The organism is Sphingomonas phoenicis, from assembly GCF_047238005.1.
Taxonomy (GTDB): domain Bacteria; phylum Pseudomonadota; class Alphaproteobacteria; order Sphingomonadales; family Sphingomonadaceae; genus Sphingomonas.
The window spans coordinates 1,676,696-1,692,592 of sequence record NZ_JBDFMC010000002.1; the positions used below are offsets into that span (position 1 = coordinate 1,676,696).

14 protein-coding genes are annotated in these 15,897 nt (G+C 68.5%); 8 read left to right on the forward strand and 6 right to left on the reverse strand.

What is annotated here, in order from left to right; genetic code table 11:
- Positions 1-194: 194 nt before the first annotated feature.
- The 3 genes from ABC319_RS09260 to ABC319_RS09270 all read right to left on the reverse strand — a co-directional run bounded on the left by ABC319_RS09260 (position 195) and on the right by ABC319_RS09270 (position 3,371).
- Positions 195-764, reverse strand: a complete 570-nt coding sequence (locus tag ABC319_RS09260) for a hypothetical protein (RefSeq protein ID WP_413069942.1) — start codon at positions 762-764, stop codon at positions 195-197.
- A gap of 605 nt (positions 765-1,369) precedes the next feature.
- Positions 1,370-2,506: a methyl-accepting chemotaxis protein gene (locus tag ABC319_RS09265; RefSeq protein WP_413069943.1), complete on the reverse strand. Its 1,137-nt coding sequence runs from the start codon at positions 2,504-2,506 to the stop codon at positions 1,370-1,372.
- 271 nt (positions 2,507-2,777) lie between these two features.
- Positions 2,778-3,371 carry a TlpA family protein disulfide reductase gene (locus ABC319_RS09270; RefSeq protein ID WP_413069944.1) on the reverse strand — a complete coding sequence of 198 codons (594 nt, stop codon included), beginning with the start codon at positions 3,369-3,371 and terminating at the stop codon, positions 2,778-2,780.
- A 16-nt stretch (positions 3,372-3,387) separates the two neighbouring features.
- Between ABC319_RS09270 and argH the strand changes: the two genes are divergently transcribed.
- The 6 genes from argH (at position 3,388) to ABC319_RS09300 (ending at position 10,324) form a co-directional block, all read left to right on the forward strand.
- On the forward strand, positions 3,388-4,752 hold the full coding sequence (argH, locus tag ABC319_RS09275; protein ID WP_413071667.1) for an argininosuccinate lyase: 1,365 nt from the start codon (positions 3,388-3,390) through the stop codon (positions 4,750-4,752).
- The gene (locus ABC319_RS09280) at positions 4,749-5,003 is read left to right on the forward strand and encodes a hypothetical protein (protein ID WP_413069945.1); all 255 of its coding nucleotides are present in this window, start codon (positions 4,749-4,751) and stop codon (positions 5,001-5,003) included. The genes argH and ABC319_RS09280 overlap by 4 nt, the downstream gene beginning before the upstream one ends.
- Positions 5,004-5,005: 2 nt before the next feature.
- Positions 5,006-6,268, forward strand: a complete 1,263-nt coding sequence (lysA, locus tag ABC319_RS09285) for a diaminopimelate decarboxylase (RefSeq protein WP_413069946.1) — start codon at positions 5,006-5,008, stop codon at positions 6,266-6,268.
- Positions 6,265-7,134, forward strand: coding sequence for a precorrin-2 dehydrogenase/sirohydrochlorin ferrochelatase family protein (locus ABC319_RS09290; protein ID WP_413069947.1), 870 nt, complete (start codon positions 6,265-6,267; stop codon positions 7,132-7,134). Before lysA ends, ABC319_RS09290 begins: the two co-directional genes overlap by 4 nt.
- Positions 7,131-8,084: a CorA family divalent cation transporter gene (locus tag ABC319_RS09295; protein WP_413069948.1), complete on the forward strand. Its 954-nt coding sequence runs from the start codon at positions 7,131-7,133 to the stop codon at positions 8,082-8,084. Before ABC319_RS09290 ends, ABC319_RS09295 begins: the two co-directional genes overlap by 4 nt.
- 146 nt (positions 8,085-8,230) lie before the next feature.
- On the forward strand, positions 8,231-10,324 hold the full coding sequence (locus ABC319_RS09300) for a transglycosylase domain-containing protein (RefSeq protein ID WP_413069949.1): 2,094 nt from the start codon (positions 8,231-8,233) through the stop codon (positions 10,322-10,324).
- Here ABC319_RS09300 and ABC319_RS09305 read toward each other — a convergent pair.
- Entirely contained in the window at positions 10,216-11,340 is a 1,125-nt protein-coding gene (locus tag ABC319_RS09305) for an acyltransferase family protein (RefSeq protein WP_413069950.1), read from the reverse strand. The two genes, ABC319_RS09300 and ABC319_RS09305, sit on opposite strands and share 109 nt — an antisense overlap.
- Positions 11,341-11,541: 201 nt before the next feature.
- Here ABC319_RS09305 and ABC319_RS09310 point away from each other — a divergent pair, with 201 nt between their 5' ends.
- A complete protein-coding gene (locus tag ABC319_RS09310) occupies positions 11,542-12,543 on the forward strand; it encodes a threonine aldolase family protein (protein WP_413069951.1) in 1,002 nt (333 codons plus the stop codon).
- Positions 12,540-13,463 (forward strand): DMT family transporter, encoded by a 924-nt coding sequence (locus ABC319_RS09315; RefSeq protein ID WP_413069952.1) that lies wholly within the window; start codon positions 12,540-12,542, stop codon positions 13,461-13,463. Before ABC319_RS09310 ends, ABC319_RS09315 begins: the two co-directional genes overlap by 4 nt.
- On the opposite strand, the gene ABC319_RS09320 is transcribed toward ABC319_RS09315, so the two are convergent.
- Positions 13,373-14,203 carry a Rossmann-fold NAD(P)-binding domain-containing protein gene (locus tag ABC319_RS09320; RefSeq protein WP_413069953.1) on the reverse strand — a complete coding sequence of 277 codons (831 nt, stop codon included), beginning with the start codon at positions 14,201-14,203 and terminating at the stop codon, positions 13,373-13,375. The genes ABC319_RS09315 and ABC319_RS09320 overlap by 91 nt on opposite strands.
- A complete protein-coding gene (locus ABC319_RS09325; protein WP_413069954.1) occupies positions 14,200-15,843 on the reverse strand; it encodes a M28 family peptidase in 1,644 nt (547 codons plus the stop codon). Before ABC319_RS09325 ends, ABC319_RS09320 begins: the two co-directional genes overlap by 4 nt.
- Positions 15,844-15,897: the final 54 nt, after the last annotated feature.

Below are 15,897 nucleotides of genomic sequence, written 5' to 3' on the forward strand. Positions count from 1 at the left end.
CCGACCGATCATCCGGTCGCGACGAAATGGCCGTCGCCTGCACCCGCAGGCGGCGGCCTTTTTCGTTCGGATCAGGTCGGACCGCCGGCGCCGGTCATGCTGGCGTGATGCGAGGCGAGAGGAACAGGCAATGGCGGCACATCGGTCCGACGAAGCTATTTGCGCCACTGTCTATGGCCCGACTAACCGGGGAATTATTGCGCCAATTCACTTACCACAGCCAATGCCGTGTCTTTGAGGGAAAGAGGAGAAGCGTTGACTTCTCCTAAAATCGATAGGGTCACGCTTTTTTTCTCGCCAATCCACTCAAAGATGTAAAATTTTCTACCTTCGCCGGACGCCATGTATGTCGATAATAGCTTCCCGTTCGCAAAATCGACATAATCCAGTCTTGCCCTGAATTTTGACGACATAGCTGGATCGGTGGGCTTCGAGTAGTCGAACACCTCAGCTGTTACAGTCGCATTACCGTCCAGACATGATAGCAGCGCAGCCCTGCCGTTCAGACCATCGGTATTGATTACATTCGCTCCGATAACCAACGAGTCCATGATCGAACAAGACGAGATGTTTTGCTTGATAGGCTTGAGCGTAGAACCACTCGACTTAGCTCCTTTCTCAATCTTGGAATTGAACTGACCTATCAAGTAATTCTTGTCGGGCAATTCCGAATTACTTACTTTGCGAGGGTTGGACAAACTGCCCGGAGTCACCTTCAGCTGATCATCATATACGGAAGATGAATCCATGCCATCTTCAGCCATAATCCTAGGCACCTCCGCTTGTTGCGATGTGAGCGGGGTGGATATGGAAGGCATTGCCATCTGAGCGGATGCTACTATGAGAAAATCTACTAACAAGTTATTCCTCCTGATGGCGACTCGAACCTGCGGTTCTTATGTAGCAGAGTTCATCATCACAACGGCTCAGTATGGCTCCGCATGACACTCAAGTCGTAGGCTGGCCGAGCCTATGAGTACCGAAGGCCTTCCAGCCTCCTAAACGGGAGGGTGGTATCGCTGCGCACCCGATATCATGGGTGTAATTGCCTTGGTTCATACCCAATACTTCCGCCTTATCGAACTGGGCAGGCCATCACAGGCGACCGAGACAATTGTCACTTTTCACAAGAACGAAGCATACCGGAACAGTCCGGGCGATTGCGCCGGGAGCCGCAGGACAGGAGCTGGGGAGCAGTTCCACGACGGGTCCCGTCGACCCGTGACCGCCAGCCCTCGCTACTGGCACGAAAGCTCTTGGACCACATGAACGGTCCGCACATACGCTTCCCATCATCGCCTCGCAGGTCGTTGCAAGGCTGGAAGGTCTTCTTTCAAACCGGATGGCGAAACAGGACCAGTGCAAACAACTACGAGTTGAGGAAATTGCTCAACTCGGCCTGCAATGAATCTCCTTTTTCGCTGAGTTCGGAAGCAAGGTTCGACACGATTCTGGCGGTATCACCGGCATCTTTCACCGCATTGCGCATCGCGCCGACCGAGCTGGAGACGGCCTGGGTCGAGTTTACCTGCTGATCGTTCGCCATCGACATCCGCTCATGAGCATGGAGCAGATTGTGTATCTCTGCCGCAATCTGTCGAATTGCACTTGCCGCCTCGGTCGTGGCCGATAGCATCTCGACGATCTGATGATTGATTTTGGCGTTGGTAATCGCCGTCTGCGTCGATAACGCCTTGACCTCCTGGGCGACCACGGCGAAACCGCGGCCTGCATCACCGGCGCGGGCAGCCTCGATCGTGGCGTTCAGCGCCAGCAAATTCGTCTGGGTAGCGATGGCGGCAATCGCCGCCGACATCTTGCCGATCTCCGAAGCCCGCTCCTCCAGGGAGGCCACTGCCTCCTGGGTCACGCGCGCCTTGTTGCTGATCTCGCGGGTCAGCGCGGATGCATTTGCGACCTGATCGGATATCGAACCGGTCGTTTCCTCCATGCGACGGGCGACATCGGCAAGGCTTGTCGCCACATCCTCCTTGTGCGCCGCACGATCGTTCAGAGACGTCGCCTGTGCCTCGAGCTGCCGGTTCGACTGCGTCAGGGCCTGTGCCAGATCGCTGATGCGGTCGGAAAGACGAACCTCCTCGGTGATGAGCTTCCAGGTGACCATGGGGGCGAGATAGCTGCCATCCTTGCCCCGGATCGCCGTCGCCTCCAGCGAGAGCACCTGATCCGCGAGGCGAATCCGCGTCTTGAACGGAAGCCGTGACGGATCACTCAGTATCGCCCGTTGATGTTGGGCATTGGAATGGAAGATGTCGATCGATTCGCCAAGCAGGCGATCGGCCGGCACTGGCAGATGCGCCTGTATGCGTCGCATTATTTCCACCGACGTACGATTGACGTAATTGATACGGAAATCACGCCGCGGATCTGCTGTCATCACCGCGACCGGCATGCCGTCGATCATCTGTAACAGTTCTGAGGAATCCGTGTTCTCGAACCCGAAATCAGGATTATTGATCTGTAAAGAATTGTCATCATCAAGCATAGTTGCACTAATGACAGATGCAAGGTTAACAGGCCAGATAGCAATAGCGCGTCGCACGCTCGACGACAGCACTCACAGGAAATATAACTGTAATATAATGACCTTGCGCTGAAGATCATCGGCCTTTGCAACATTGGTCGTCACGGCGACGACGGCATTCTTCGGCACCGTTGCAGATCAGCGTGGCCAGGTGCGGCATCGGGTGGAGCCGACAATCGACGTGCCGGTCTGCCGCCGCGGGATCACGCCACGTTCGGCGAGGGGGCGATGGCTACCCCACCACCGCCGCGATCCCCTTCGTCGCCACCTCCCCCGTCCAGTCCAGATCGCCGACCGTCCGCCACACTTCCTTGCCCGCGGCGTCGTACAGGATGCTGGTCGGCAGGTTGTTCGCCACCGCCGGCACCCATGCCATCTTCGGGTCGGTATAGGGCTTCAGCGTCCGGAACTTCCGCTCCGCGAAGAAGGGCGCGACCTTGGCCGGGTCCATGTCCTGGCTCAGCGTCACCACCGTCAGCTTGCCCGCCGTCTGCGTCGCCAGCGTGTCCAGCGTCGGCAGTTCCTTCACGCACGGCCCGCACCACGTCGCCCACAGGTTCAGCAGCACCGGCTTGCCACGGAACGCCGCCAGCGTCACCGGCTTGCCCGCGGGATCGACGAACGACAGCGTCGGCGCCGCCTCGCCGGCATGGCTCTTGTCCAGCCCGCCGCTTTTCGGCTGCGGTGCGGCGGGTGCGGCCTCGTCGGGGCTGGTCGCCGGTGCGGCGGTTTCATTACCTTGCCCGCCATCGTTCGAGGCCCTATCGCCGCATCCGGCCAGCAGGACGGCCAGCGACACAGCCAGCGGGACGGTTCCAGAACGCATGAGTAACTCCAATGCCATGTGGGGCGGCCGCTTCGCGGAGGGGCCGTCGGCGGTGATGCGGGAGATTAACGCCTCGCTCCCGTTCGACAAGCGAATGTGGCGTCAGGACATCGCCGGCAGCCGCGCGCACGTCGCTATGCTGGCGCGCCAGGGCATCGTCGCCCCCGCCGATGCCGACGCGATCGCCGCCGGGCTGGAGCAGGTCGCTGCCGGGTACGAGGCGGACGGCGTGCCCGACGATCTGAGCCTGGAGGATATCCACATGCTGACCGAGGCGCGGCTGGCGGATGCCATCGGCCCGGTCGCGGGTCGCCTCCACACCGCCCGCTCGCGCAACGATCAGGTCGCGACCGATTTCCGCCTCTGGGTGCGCGACGCGATCGATCAGGTGCTGGCCGCCCTCGGCGAGTTGCGGCTGGCGCTGATGGCGCGGGCGGAGGAGCATGCCGATGCGGTGATGCCGGGCTTCACCCACCTTCAATCGGCACAGCCCGTCACGCTGGGCCATCACCTGATGGCCTATGTCGAGATGGCCGGCCGCGACGTGTCGCGCTTCGCCGATGCGCGGGCGCGGATGAACCTGTGCCCGCTCGGCAGCGCGGCGCTCGCCGGCACCGGCTTTCCGGTCGATCGCCACGCCACCGCGGCGGCGCTCGGCTTCGACGGGCCGACCCGCAACTCGCTCGACGCGGTCAGCGACCGGGACTTCGCGATCGACTATCTCGCCGCCGCTGCGCAATGCTCGCTCCACCTGTCGCGGCTGGCGGAGGAGTTCGTGCTGTGGGCGTCGCAGCCGTTCGGCTTCGTCTCGCTCAGCGATCAATGGTCGACCGGCAGCTCGATCATGCCGCAGAAGCGCAATCCCGATGCGGCCGAGCTGGTGCGCGGCCATGCCGGCCGGATCACCGGCTGCCTGGTGTCGCTGATGGTGACGATGAAGGGCCTGCCTCTCGCCTATTCGAAGGACATGCAGGACGACAAGCCGCCGGTCTTCGAATGCCACGACCTGCTCGGGCTCAGCATCGCCGCGATGACCGGGATGGTCGCCAGCGCGACCTTCCGGACCGACCGGATGCGCGCGCTGGCCGAAAGCGGCTTCGCCACCGCCACCGATCTCGCCGACTGGCTGGTGCGCGAGGCGGGGCTGCCCTTCCGCGAGGCGCATCACGTCACCGGCCGCGCGGTGGCGCGGGCGGAGGCGCTGGGCGTCGGGCTGGACGCGCTGCCGCTCGCCGAGCTTCAGGTGATCCATCCCGGCATCACCCCCGGGATCTACGACGTGCTGTCGGTCGATGCCTCGGTCGCCAGCCGCACCAGCTTCGGCGGCACCGCGCCCGCCAATGTCCGCGCCGCGATCCGGGCGGCAAGGGGGGCGTCATGACGAAGTTGACGGTCAAGGTACAGTTGACGCTGCTGTCGGCGCTGGCGCTGGCCGGTTGCGGCGCCGCATCCGGGCTTCAGCCGGTCGAGGGCAAGACGCTGCCCGTCGCCCCGGCCGGCGCCCGCGCCACGCCCACGCCGGCCGACCTGCTGACCCCGACCGTGCAGCAGCGGCCGCAGCGCAGCGACGAGCTGCTGCGCAACTCCGACGAGCGCCGCACCGACGAATTCGACCTGCCGCCGCAAGGGTAACGATGGACTATTTCTCCTTTCGCGACGGCATCTTGCATGTCGAGGACGTGCCGCTGCCGGCGATCGCCGCAGCGGTCGGCACGCCCGTCTACATCTACTCGGCGGCCACCCTGCGCCGCCACGCCCGCGTGTTTCGCGAGGGGCTGGCCGGCGTGGAGCGCAAGCATCTCGCCTATGCGATCAAGGCCAATCCCAACGTCGCGGTGCTGCGCGTGCTGGCGAACGAGGGCTACGGCGCCGACGTCGTCTCGGCCGGCGAGATGCGGCGCGCGCTGGCGGCGGGAATCCCGGCCGAAAACATCGTCTTCTCCGGCGTCGGCAAGACCCGGGCAGAGCTTGCCGCCGCGCTCGACGAGGGGATCGGCCAGTTCAATCTGGAGCTGGAGGAGGAGGGCGTCGTCCTCGCCGCGCTGGCGGCAGAGCGCGGCATCACCGCTCCCGCCACCCTGCGCGTCAACCCCGACGTCGATGCCGGCACCCACGCCAAGATCTCGACCGGGCGCAAGGAGAACAAGTTCGGCGTGCCGATCGATCAGGCCGCGGCCATGGTCGACCGGTTGGCGGGCCTGCCCGGCCTGAACCTGCGCGGCGTCGCTTGCCATATCGGCAGCCAACTCTTTGATCTCGCTCCGCTGGAGGCGGCGTACCGGCGCGTCGGCGAGCTGGTCGCCGCGTTGCGCGGGGCCGGCCACACCATCACCCATGTCGACCTGGGCGGTGGCCTGGGCGTGCCGTACAGGGCCGGCGACAATCCGCCCAGCCCGGCCGAGTACGGCGCCATGGTCGCGCGAGTGACGCAAGGGTGGGATGTCGAGCTGATGTTCGAACCCGGCCGCGTCATCGCCGGCAACGCAGGCGTCCTCCTGACCGAGGTGGTGTGGGTGAAGCCCGGCGTCGTCCACCCCTATGTCATCGTCGATGCCGCGATGAACGACCTCGCCCGGCCCGCCCTCTACGACGCGTGGCACGACTTCGTCGCCGTGGCGCCCACCGGCGAGCGGATGACCGCCAACATCGCCGGTCCGGTCTGCGAGAGCGGCGACACCTTTGCGATGGCGCGCGATATCGATGCGGTGAAGGGCGGCGATCTCGCCGTCTTCCGCACCGCCGGGGCCTATGGCGCGACGATGGCGTCGACCTACAACAGCCGTCCGCTGGTGCCCGAGGTGCTGGTCGACGGCGACCGCTTCGCCGTCGTCGCCGACCGCATCGCCGCCGAGACGATCCTGGCGGCCGAGCGCGTGCCGGAGTGGCTGTCGGCATGACCCTCCACAGCCTGCCGCTGTTCGTGCGGCTGGGCGGGCGGCCGGTCATCCTGCTGGGCGACGGAGAGGCGGCGGACGCCAAGCGCCGCCTGCTGGAACGCGCGGGGGCCGTGGTGGTGGGAGAGGACCTCGCTCCCCTCCCCTTCAGGGGAGGGGTCGGGGGTGGGGCGTCACCACGCACGCCGTCATCTGCCGCACCGCCCCACCCCAACCCTCCCCTGAAGGGGAGGGAGTACGAAGCGCGGTTGGCCATCGTCGCGATCGACGACGAGGCGCAGGCGCTTGCCGCCATCGCCCGCCTGAAATCGCGCGGCATCCTGGTCAACGCGGTCGACCGGCCGGATCACTGCGACTTCACCCTGCCCGCGATCGTCGAGCGCGGCCCGGTGATCGTCGCGGTCGGCACCGGCGGCGTCTCCGCCGGGCTGGCGGCTGCGCTGCGCCAGCGGCTGGAGCTGCTGCTGCCCGCCACGCTCGGCACGCTGGCGACGGGCCTGCAGGCCGCGCGCGACGCCCTGCGCGCACGCTGGCCGGACGGCGGCGACCGGCGCCGTGCGATCGGCGCCGCGCTCGCCGCGGGCGGTCCGCTCGATCCGCTGGAGGATCACGATGCGCTTGCCCCCGACGCTCTCGTCGAGGCGATGGCCGGCGACGGCACGACGCAGGTCGTCCGCATCCGCCTGCGCTCCGACGATCCAGACGACCTGACCCTGCGCGAGGCGCGGTGGCTCGCGGCGGCGGACCGCGTGGTGCATGACGGCACCGTGCCGTCGGCCATCCTCGACCGCGCGCGCGCCGATGCCGCGCGGCTCACCCGATCGCCTGTTTCCGCCACCGGCCTGTCGGTCTATCTGGAGCGACCATGAAGGCGTTCTGCTTCCACATCGTCAACGGCCATGCGAGCGAGGTGCCGCTCGACACCGCGCTGAAGGGCCAGCCGGATCTCGTCTGGATCCATCTGGCCGGGATCGACGACGATACCCGCATCTGGCTGCACGAGACTGCCGCGCTCGACGATTACGTCGTCGACGCGCTGACCGCGACCGAGACGCGCCCCCGGTGCGAGGCGTTCGACGACGGCGCCTTCGTCAACCTGCGCGGCCGGTCGAAGGTGGAGATCGACGGGTCCGACCTCCTCGCCTCGGTGCGGCTGTGGGCGATCAGGGGTCGCGTCTTCTCGGTCACGCGCAATCCGCTGGTCGCGGTCGGCATGGTGAAGCAGGAGGTGGCGGCCGGCCATGTCCACGACCCCGGCGACCTGATCACCGCCTTCGCCGCGGCGATCACCGCCGATCTCGATCCCGACGTCGCCGATCTGGGCGACCAGCTCGACGATTGCGAGGAACAGCTCGATTCGTCGAAGGTGTTCGAGCTGCGCCGCCATGTTAGCCGGGTGCGCATCGCCGCCATCGCCTATCGCCGCTTCCTCAATCCCCAGCGGGCCGCGCTGGAAAAGCTGGCGGCGCTGCCCGGCGACTGGCTGGCGGACGACGACCGGCTCCACATCGCCAGCGCCGCCGACCGCGCCGCGCGCATGGCCGAGGAGCTGGAATCGATCCGCGAGCGATCGGCGCTGATGCACGAGACGCTGTCCGACCTGCGCGCCGAGCAGATCGACGGCCGCGCGCTGGTCATCTCGATCGTCGCGATGGTGTTCCTGCCCCTTACCTTCATCACCGGGCTGTACGGGATGAACGTGGCGCATCTGCCCTACGCGCAGGAGCCATGGGCCTTCGATGCGATCACGGGCGTCTGCGCGGCGATCGCGGCGGGGGTCGTGATCTACTTCGTCCGCCGCCACTGGTTCTCCAAATAGACGCCAGCGTCGGTTAAGGTGACGGCTGGTACGCCCGGTACGCCGGCACCGACCTTCCCACCCCCTCGCCCAACCGCTATACCAGAGCCATTGCGCTAGGTGTGATACACAGGTAAAACAGCGCTCCCGTGTCCTGGAATTCGCCGATGCGCCCCGACCCCTTCGATCCCGATCAGCCGCGGCTCTGGCCGTCGCGTGGGCGGGGCGTCGATGCCTATCCCGCCTATACCGCGCCCGACCTGTGGACCGATCCGCCGGAGCGCGAGCCGGAGCCGCAGCGCCGGTCGTGGCGCTGGGTCGCTCGCTGGGCGGTGCGCGCCGCCGCCGCGGCGATCGTGCTGCTGGTGATCGCCATCGCCTGGCTCGCGATCACCGCCCCGCTGTCGCGCTCGCTGAAGCCGCCGACGCCGCCGTCGATCACCCTGCTGGCGGAGGATGGCACCCCGATCGCCCGGCGCGGCGCGATCATCGGCGCCCCGGTCGACGCGGCCGCCCTGCCCGCCCATGTGCGCGAGGCGTTCATGGCGATCGAGGACCGCCGCTTCTACTCGCACTGGGGCATCGATCCGCGTGGCATCGCCCGTGCCGCCTGGGCGAATGTCGGCTCCGGCGGGGTGCGCCAGGGCGGCAGCACGATCACGCAGCAGCTGGCGAAGAACGCCTTCCTCGATTCCGATCGTACCGCGGCGCGCAAGCTGCGCGAGGTGATGATCGCCTTCTGGCTGGAGGCGTGGCTGACCAAGGACCAGATCCTGTCGCGCTACCTCTCGAACGTCTATTTCGGCGACAACGTCTACGGCATCACCGCCGCGGCGAAGCATTATTTCGGCCGCACGCCGGACCGGCTGAACATCGGCCAGGCCGCGATGCTCGCCGGGCTGGTCAAGGCGCCGTCGCGCCTGGCGCCGACCGTCAACCTGAAGGGCGCCCGCGCGCGCCAGATGCTGGTCGTCGCCGCGATGGAGGATGCCGGCTTCCTGACCGCGCGGGAGGCGGCGGCGGTGCAGCCGCAGCGGGTGCTGGACCGGCCGGCGCAGACGCTGCCGACCGGCACCTATTTCGCCGACTGGGTGCTGCCCCAGGCCCGCGACCGCGCCGGCGAGGTTCAGGCGGAGGCGACGGTACGCACCACGCTCGACCCGCGGCTGCAGAAGATCGCCGAGCGCACCGTCCGTGCCGCCGGCCTCGGCAAGTCGCAGGCGGCGATCGTCGCCATGCGTCCCGACGGGCGCATCGTCGCGATGGTCGGCGGGCGCGATTACACCAAGAGCCCGTTCAACCGCGCGACGCAGGCGCGCCGACAGCCGGGTTCGACCTTCAAGCTGTTCGTCTATCTCGCCGCGATGCGCGCCGGCATGTCGCCCGACACGGTGATGGATGATTCGCCGGTCGAGATCGCCGGCTGGAAACCGCGCAACGACGACAATCGCTATCTGGGCCCGATCACGCTGCGTCGCGCCTTCGCCCGCTCGTCCAACGTCGTCGCCGCGCGGCTGACGCAGGAGGTGGGCGTGCGCAACGTCATCGCCGCCGCACGCGATCTGGGCATCTCGACTCCCATCGCCAACGAGGCGACGATCGGCCTCGGCACGTCTGAGGTGTCGCTGATCGAGCTGACCGCCGCCTATGCCGCGATCGCCGCCGGCGCCTATCCGGTCGAGCCGCGCGGCGTGGCCGAGGTCGACGACAAGCCCTGGTATCAGGCGATCGCCGGCGGGCAGAAGCGGTTGCCGGAACGGGTGCGCGGCGACATGCTGACGCTGCTCGGCTCGTCGCTGCGCGGCACGGGTCGGGAAGCGACGCTCAGCATCGACGCATGGGGAAAGACCGGCACCTCGCAGAACAGCCGCGACGGCTGGTTCATCGGTGCGGCCGGCGATCTGGTCGTGGGCGTGTGGATCGGCAACGACGACAGCTCGCCCATCCCCGGCCTGCACGGCGGCGGCATCCCCGCCCAGCTGTGGCGCGGCTTCATGCAGGATGCGCTGGGCGTCGCCCCCGTCGTGCGCGAGGAGGTGGTGCCGGCCGACGCCAACCTGCTGGAAGCGGCCGGCAACGAGATCGACGGCCTGATCCCCGATTCACTCGACGCCGCCGCCGACCAGCTCGACCAGCTGGGGCTGGAGATCCGTCAGAACGACGACGGGTCGATCGCGGTCGGGCCCCGCCGCGATCGCGATCGCGGACCGCCGCCCGAGGACCGGCGCGATCCGGACGGGCCGCCCGACGAGGAGTTCTGATCGGCCAGCGCCGGCTCGGCCGACGCCTGCTCGTGCTGCGGATACAGCCAGCGGCGCGGCGGCGAGGCGTCGGGGCGACTGCGCCGGCCGACGATCGGGATGATCCGCGGGGCCAGCCGCTCGGCGACCAGGACGCCGACCATGGGCAGCGCGATGCCGAACGCGATGCGCAGCATGACCGCCGTATACGGCTCGATCGCGAGCGGGTTGAGCAACACGCCGCTCAGCACCGCCGCCACCGGCAGGTGCCACAGGAACACCGGCAGCGAGAAACAGCCGAGCCGCGCGAACGACGGTGCCGCAGGCATGTGACGATACAGGCCCAGAATGGCCGCCCAGCCTATCGCGATGCCGATGAGCGAGGCAGAGGACCAGGGCGTGCCCGACGCGATGCCCACGGCCGCCGCCAGCAACCCGGCACTGCCCGCGACATAGATCGCCCGCCGCACCGGCGGCGCCAGGCTGGCACTGCCCGCCTGCCCGATCACCACGCCGAACAGGAAATGCGGCAGCAGGTCGACACCGCGATCGAACGACAGCAGGTGCACCGGCGCCAGCAGGCCGCTCGCGCTGATGCCGCCGGCGACGATCGCCGCTCCCCACAGCCCGCGCGATCCCGGATGCCATGCCCGCTCGATCGCGTAGACGATCAGCAGCACGACCGCGAGCGCCTGCAGATACCAGAGGTGCCAGGTGCCGAACAGGATGGCGGATGCCAGCGGAAAGCCGTGACCTCCCGCCAGATCGATGCCGCAGCAGACCAGCGTCAGGAGCAGGAACGGCGGCAACAGCCGCGCGGTGCGCTTCACCCAGCCGTTCCAGCCGAGCGACTGGGTCTGCCGCTTGCGGCCATAGATGATGCCGGTGATTGCGATGAACAGCGGCATCCTGACATAGCTCAGCAGCTGGATCCCCGCCGCGATCGAGGATGCACGCAGCGACGGCTCGGACGAAACCGCGTGGAACGTCACCACACCCAGACAGGCCAGCCCGCGCATTTCGTCCAGACGCTTCATGCCGTCCCCTTGCTGCACTGCGGCATTTCTCGGGACAGGTCCGCAGATAAGTCAAGAACTTAGTAGTTTTTGTCGACAGCCCGCCTCTTAATCGGGAGGACCGGCAGGAGTGGACGATGCGATCGCCGCCCGGGCACCGCCGCGATGGTGACCGGCAATCGAAGGTGGATCGCCGTCCCGGTCGCTCGTAAAGGCGCGGGCATGCGCTTTTTCTCCGATAATGCCGCCCCGGTTCATCCGCAGGTCTTCGCCGCCATGGCCGCCGCCGACACGCTCGATACGGCCTATGACGGGGATCGCTGGTCGGCGTCGCTCGACGATCGGCTCGGCGCGTTGTTCGAGCACGAGGTGCGAACGCTCTGGGTGCCGACCGGAACGGCGGCCAACTGCCTGGCGCTCGCGGCGATGTGTCCGCCCCATGGCGGCGTGATCTGCCACCGCGACGCGCACATCCAGAACGACGAGGGCGGCGCGCCCGAATTCTATACCCATGGCGCGAAGCTGATGCTGGCCGAGGGTGCCGGCGCCAAATTGACGCCCGCCGGCATCGCACGGGTCGCCGACGCCATCGCAAACGACGTCCACCGGGTTCAGCCGCACGCCGTCTCGATCACCAACGCCACCGAATACGGCCTGGTCTACCGCGCGCCGGAGGTGGCAGCGATCGGAGAGTTGTGCCGGGCACGGGGCTGGCGCTTCCACATGGACGGGGCCCGGTTCGCCAACGCGATGGCGACCGCCGGCTGCTCTCCCGCCGACATGACATGGCGGGCCGGGGTCGACGCGCTGTCGTTCGGCTTCGTCAAGAACGGCGGCATGAGCGCGGAGGCGCTGGTCTTCTTCGATCCCGCGCTCGCCCGCGACTCGTATCGCCGGCGCAAGCGCGCCGGGCTGCTGCTGTCGAAGGGGCGCTACCTCGCCGCGCAGATCCTGGCAATGCTCGACGACGACCTGTGGCTCGCCAACGGTCGCGCCGCGAACGAGGGGGCGGCACTCCTCGCCGCGGCGGCGGGCGACCGGCTGATCCACCCGGTCGAGGCGAACGAGGTCTTCCTGCGCGCCACCCCGCAAGAGGCCGCCCGCCTGCGCGCCGCCGGCTTCGATTTCTACGACTGGGCGGAGGGCGAGGTGCGCTTCGTCACCGCCTGGAACAGCGACCGGGGCGACCTGGCCCGTTTCGCCGACGCGATCGCCGCGCTTTGAGCACGGGCTTCCCCTCCCGGCCCAACTCGACGCGGGCGCGGATCCTGATCCCCTTCGCGATCGTCACGCTGATCTGGGGGTCGACCTGGCTCGTCATCCGCGACCAGATCGCGGTGGTGCCGCCCAGCTGGTCGGTCACCTACCGCTTCCTAGTGGCGGGGCTCGTCATGGCCGGCTGGGCGCTGTCCCGGCGGGAGCCGCTCCGCCTCGACGGTCGCGGCTGGGCGTTCGCGGCATTGCTGGGGCTGATGCAGTTCTGCCTGAACTTCAACTTCGTCTACCGGGCGGAGGCGTTCATCACCTCGGGATTGGTAGCGGTGATCTTCGCCCTGCTCCTCGTGCCCAATGCGCTGCTCGCGCGCGTCTTTTTGGGCCAGCGGCTCGGCCGGCAGCTGGTGCTGGGCTCGGCCGTCGCGATGGCCGGCATCGTGCTCCTCTTCGTGCACGAGGCGCGGGCCGATCCCGCCGGTCCGTCGCGGGTGATGACCGGCATCGGCCTCACACTGCTGGCGATCCTGTCGGCGTCCTGCGCCAACGTGATGCAGGCGACCCGCACCGCCGCCCGCTATCCGATGGCGCCGATGCTGGCTGTCGCGATGCTGATCGGCGCGGCGATGAACGCGGCCGTCGCCTGGTCGCTGACCGGACCGCCCGTGATCGAGACGCGGCTCGGCTATCTCGCCGGCATCGTCTATCTGGGCGTCTTCGCATCGGCGCTCGCTTTTGCGCTCTACTACAATGTCCTGCGCACGATCGGGCCGGCCAAGGCGGCCTATTCGAGCGTCATCGTGCCCGTCATCGCGATGCTGCTGTCCACCCTGTTCGAGGGCTATCGCTGGTCGACGCTGGCCGCCGCCGGGTCGGTCCTGACCGGCATCGGCCTGGTCGTGGCGCTCAGGGCGCGCAGGCCGGCGCGGTAGTCGGGCCAGCGCGGCGCCCAGCCCAGCACGGCCTTCGCCTTTCGCGCCGCCACCCGCCGGTTCTCGGCATAGAAGGCGCGCGCCATCGGCGACAGGCTGTCCAGCGCCACGAACGGCGGCGGCGGCAGGCCGATCAGCGCGGCGGCGAAGACGACGACCTCGTTCTGCGAGCACGGCCGGTCGTCGGCCAGGTTGTACGCCCCCGCCGGTCCGCCGAACCCGGCGATCACGCCGCTGGCGATGTCGTCGACATGCACCCGGCTGAACACCTGTCCTGGCACGTCGACGCGGTGCGCCTTGCCCTCGCGCACCCGGTCCAGCGGCGAGCGGCCGGGGCCGTAGATGCCGGGCAGGCGGAACACGCGCGCGCCGATCGCCAGCCAGTCCGCATCCGCCCGGTTCCGGGGCCCGCGGCGGCCGGTCACCGGCGCGGTCTCGTCCACCCACGCGCCGCCCGCATCGCCGTAGACGCCGGTGGACGACAGATAGCCGATCCACGCCCGCGATCGTGCCACCGCCCCGCCATGGCGGGCCAGCACCGGATCGATCCCGTCGGCGGGCGGCACCGACGACAGGATATGCGTCGCCGCCGCCATCTCCGCCGCGATCGCGTCCTCATCGTCGAACCGGATCGTCCCGTCCCGCCCGTCGCGCGTCGTGCCGACGACGTGCCAGCCGTCCAGCCGCGCCGCCACCGCCTGCGCAGCATATCCCCGTCCGAAGATCAGCAGCCGGCTCACTTGCGCGCCATCGGTCCCTTGTAGAGCGTTCCGAAATAATCGCCCCTGTTCCACACCGGCCGCTCGGGCGCATCGGCGATCTCGCGCGCGATGCGATAGTTGATGTCGACGAAGCGCACGCCCTGATCCCACAGGATCGGCTGGGTCAGGTCGTCGCAGGGCCGGTGATAGCAGGTCGACAGGAACTTCTCCGACGCCGCCTTCCCCTCGCCCGCACGCCCCGGCCACAGGAACACCGACGGGATGCCCTGCTGGACGAAGCGGAAATGGTCAGACCGGACGAAGAACCCCTGCTCGGGCGCGGGATCGGGCGACATCGTCGCGCCCCCCGCCTGCACCGCGCGCGCGACGATCGGGCCCAGCGTCGACCGGTCGGCGCCGTACACGTTCATGTCGCTGAACCGGTACAGCAGCATCGGCATGTCCAGATTGACGTCGGCGACCAGCCGGTCGCGCGCCACCGTTGGGTGCTGCGCGAAGTAATCGGCGCCCACCAGCCCCTTCTCCTCCGCGGTCACCGCCAGGAACATCAGCGTGCGCCTGGGCGGCGTGCCGGTGAAGCGCTTCGCCTCCTCGATCAGGCTGGCGATGCCGATCGCATTGTCCAGCGCGCCGTTGTTGATCCGGTCGCCCTCGCCCGTGCCCGACACACCGATATGGTCGAGGTGCGCCGACAGCACGACGATCTGGCGCGCCAGCACCGGATCGCTGCCGGGCAGCAGGCCGACGACGTTGCTGCTCGCCGCCGGCTCGAACGCGGTGCGCAGCGCCACGGTCAGCGTTCCGGCCGCGCGCACCGGGCGGTATCGCGGTGCACTCGCCCGTGCCGCCGCCGCGATCCCGGCCCAGTCGGCGGCGAAGATCGCCTGACCCGCCGCCGGCGACAGCGTGCCGAGCAGCGGCGTGGCCGGCGCCGTGGTGTTGGCCCGCCCGTTCGCCTCCGCCCAGGTCATCCGCCCGGCATCGTAGCGGGCGGCAGGGCCGGCCATCGCGCCGGGGGCGGCGTTGGGATCGGCGATCAGCACCGCGCCCACGGCGCCGCGCGCCGCCGCCATGCGCAGCTTCTGCGCGTCCTGCCCGAAGAACGCCCGCTCCTCACCGTCCAGCGACGCGGGCGCGCCGCGCACATAGGCGACGATCTTTCCGCGCACGTCGGCCCCGGCATAGCTGTCAACGCCCTGCCTGGCCGCATCGATGCCCCAGCCGACGAACACCACCGGTGCCGACACGCTGGTCTCCGTCCGTGCGGGATCGCCCGCCGGCACGAAATCGGTCCCGAACACCAGCGGCCGCGGTGCCTTTCCGGTCGCGCTCCAGACGAAGCTGCCCTGCCCGGCCGGCTTGTAGGTAACCAGCGGCACGCGCTGCAGATACCCGCCCGCATCGCCGCCCGGGCGCAGCCCCGCGGCATAGAATTGCGCCGCCACATACTGCGCCGCGATGTCGTATTCCGGGCTGCCCGCCTCGCGTCCCCTCATCGCGTCCGACGCCAGGAACATGACATGCGCCTTCATCGCCGCCTCGGCCGGCGGCAGCGGCGCGGTGATCTGCGCATTGATCGCGACGGGATCGGGCGCGGCGGCGCCGGCCGCTGCGGCAGAGAGCGCCAGCGCGGCCAGCGCGGCGGAGAAACGATGCATCGGGTCGGGTCCTTCGAACAGGCCGGCGGGGTAGCACGGCGACAGACGCACGCA

Coding starts and splice junctions, on each gene's coding strand:
- ABC319_RS09260 (WP_413069942.1), bottom strand. CDS start 764: ATGGCTGAAGATGGCATGGATTCATCTTCCGTATATGATGATCAGCTG.
- ABC319_RS09265 (WP_413069943.1), bottom strand. CDS start 2,506: ATGCTTGATGATGACAATTCTTTACAGATCAATAATCCTGATTTCGGG.
- ABC319_RS09270 (WP_413069944.1), bottom strand. CDS start 3,371: ATGCGTTCTGGAACCGTCCCGCTGGCTGTGTCGCTGGCCGTCCTGCTG.
- argH (WP_413071667.1), top strand. CDS start 3,388: ATGTGGGGCGGCCGCTTCGCGGAGGGGCCGTCGGCGGTGATGCGGGAG.
- ABC319_RS09280 (WP_413069945.1), top strand. CDS start 4,749: ATGACGAAGTTGACGGTCAAGGTACAGTTGACGCTGCTGTCGGCGCTG.
- lysA (WP_413069946.1), top strand. CDS start 5,006: ATGGACTATTTCTCCTTTCGCGACGGCATCTTGCATGTCGAGGACGTG.
- ABC319_RS09290 (WP_413069947.1), top strand. CDS start 6,265: ATGACCCTCCACAGCCTGCCGCTGTTCGTGCGGCTGGGCGGGCGGCCG.
- ABC319_RS09295 (WP_413069948.1), top strand. CDS start 7,131: ATGAAGGCGTTCTGCTTCCACATCGTCAACGGCCATGCGAGCGAGGTG.
- ABC319_RS09300 (WP_413069949.1), top strand. CDS start 8,231: ATGCGCCCCGACCCCTTCGATCCCGATCAGCCGCGGCTCTGGCCGTCG.
- ABC319_RS09305 (WP_413069950.1), bottom strand. CDS start 11,340: ATGAAGCGTCTGGACGAAATGCGCGGGCTGGCCTGTCTGGGTGTGGTG.
- ABC319_RS09310 (WP_413069951.1), top strand. CDS start 11,542: ATGCGCTTTTTCTCCGATAATGCCGCCCCGGTTCATCCGCAGGTCTTC.
- ABC319_RS09325 (WP_413069954.1), bottom strand. CDS start 15,843: ATGCATCGTTTCTCCGCCGCGCTGGCCGCGCTGGCGCTCTCTGCCGCA.